Here is a 2,125-nt window from a genome sequence, read left to right on the forward strand (position 1 = left end):
ATGGTAGACTTACTCGACCAGTTCAATGTCGACTCAGTCACCCGCTACTCGGTGGCGGATTGGGGTCGCGACGACGATTCAGTTATGATGGTGGCGGGGTATCCCGACGCCGTTTCAACCCCGCAAGAATAGGAGGGAGGAGCAATGAGTTACGCGAACATCATTGACGAACTGCTCGCCCGGGAATTCGGCGCGTTGGTTCTGCGTGATTTAGTCGGAAAGAATACGATTAAAGGAGTGATTTATTCATCGTTAGTTGCTTGGGTTTTAATCGGCGGGTGGTACGGTTATGAGATGTACAAAAAAATGACCGAGGGCTCCGACGATAATGCACAAGTGATTTATATTGATCCGACAAAATTGGCGTTGCCACCGATTGTCGATCAACCAAAGGTCGAACAAGTCAAGATTATCGCTCCAACGAATGCCCCGATTGTGGCAGTAAAAGCGAAAGCTGTTGAAGATTCGAAGGTTGCCGACACGGTACAAGTGATGGAAATCAAGAAAATCGTCGAAGATATTGAATCTGGTAAAACAACGGTAGGCGCAAATCAAGGGCAAGGGGATGTCGTTATCGCTCCACCGGTGGACGATGAATACATTCCAAAAGCCGATGAATTTGTTCCGGTAGAAAAACAACCGGAGATTATCTCGGCACCTCCGCCTGAATACCCGGAAATGGCGCGGACTGCAGGTCTTGCTGGAACTGTGATCGTACAATTCCTTGTCAACAAAAAAGGCGAAATCACGAAAGTGAAAGTGTTGAAAGCGAGTCCTCCCGGTCTCGGTTTTGAAGACAAGGCGATGGAAGCGGTGAAGAAGTGGAAGATGAAGCCGGCGATCAACAATGGGCAACCAGTTGCGATCTGGGTTACCCAACCGATTCGATTCAAACTGAAGTAGTTTATCGGTAGGAAAGACACTCCTGTCAGTCCACACCCAAGTTGAAGTTGTTCAACCCGAAGTTTGAGGTTAGCCAATTTTGGCTGACATGAAAAGCACGGAGTATCTTACAAAGAGCGCACTTCACGGTGCGCTTTTTTGATTTTGCCTTAGAAATCTGCGCTTAATGTAACAAGAGAATAATTATAAAGTATACGAGCCTTGAGAATATTGATATGCTATGTAATAGAATCTCCGACTTGACTTGCCTGCATTCTACAACTAACTTACGCCTTGCGAAAGCGGCGCTCTTAGCTCAATTGGATAGAGCATCTGACTACGAATCAGAAGGTTGGGGGTTCAAATCCCTCAGGGCGCGCAATCGAGGTATGGGCGTATCGAATACGCCCATTTTTTGTTTCCTTCCCTCTACAATCCATTATTATCAATGATCATAGACTGTTTCGATGTTAATCATCAATATCTCTCGTTTCACGAATGAGAGGATCTATCCGATCAATGGGATTCCTATTCATAAGTTAGATTACACCCTGTGGAAACCTGAGGTGGTTGTTTACAAATCTGGAAAAATTTTAAGAAATGTGCAAATGACTCCCGTTTATCTTGGATTTCCATTATCTTACTTTGCGAGTTCCGGTGAAAGGGGAAGCGAGACAATGAGACGTTTTAAGAGTTATGCCGTATACATCGGGTTGTTTGTGCTCTATATGCATGCGAGTGCGTTACCACTGGAGATGGGAACCGGAATCCCCGATCCAAATGCCATCCAGATCGGTGTATCACAACACGCTGTCGGACATTACACCGTACGATACACCTCTCCACAGGTACTACAAACGCAACTTGAGATCAATGGACAAAGCTGGATACTACCTGAGCTGTCGGGTGAAGCGCGGTTATGGAGAATTGGCGCACCGGCACTTCCTTCAGTGAATCGCACATTTCGGATTAAAAATTCTGGTGGTGTCTCGGTAAAACTAATTTCCACCAAGTATCACGACATCAGTAATATCTCAATCGTACCCGAGCAGTCGCTCTCCTCTACCAATGCTGATGACTTCATTTTACCCAATGCGATTTACTCCCGGAATGAGTGGTATCCCAGCGAGCTGTACACCATTTCGGAACCTTCAATACTTCGCGACGCTCGAATCATGTTGGTTGGTGCACATCCAATCCAGTATAACCCTGTTACCAGAACTCTTCGCATTTATGATGAAAT

At 45.9% G+C, this 2,125-nt stretch carries 2 protein-coding genes and 1 tRNA gene; all 3 read left to right on the plus strand.

The features are described from left to right. The first annotated feature begins 144 nt into the window (after positions 1–144). Positions 145–903, plus strand: coding sequence for an energy transducer TonB (locus tag OEM52_14965; protein MDK9701435.1), 759 nt, complete (start codon positions 145–147; stop codon positions 901–903). A gap of 284 nt (positions 904–1,187) precedes the next feature. Next, positions 1,188–1,261, plus strand: a tRNA-Arg gene (locus OEM52_14970). Between the two features lie 298 nt (positions 1,262–1,559). Next, on the plus strand, positions 1,560–2,125 hold a 566-nt coding region (locus tag OEM52_14975; GenBank protein MDK9701436.1), incomplete at its 3' end, for a hypothetical protein.

The organism is bacterium (genome assembly GCA_030247525.1).
In the GTDB taxonomy this organism is placed as follows: domain Bacteria; phylum Electryoneota; class JAOADG01; order JAOADG01; family JAOADG01; genus JAOTSC01.

Bases quoted from the DNA above. Each gene is read 5' to 3' on its own strand.
- OEM52_14965 (MDK9701435.1), top strand. From the start codon at position 145: ATGAGTTACGCGAACATCATTGACGAACTGCTCGCCCGGGAATTCGGC.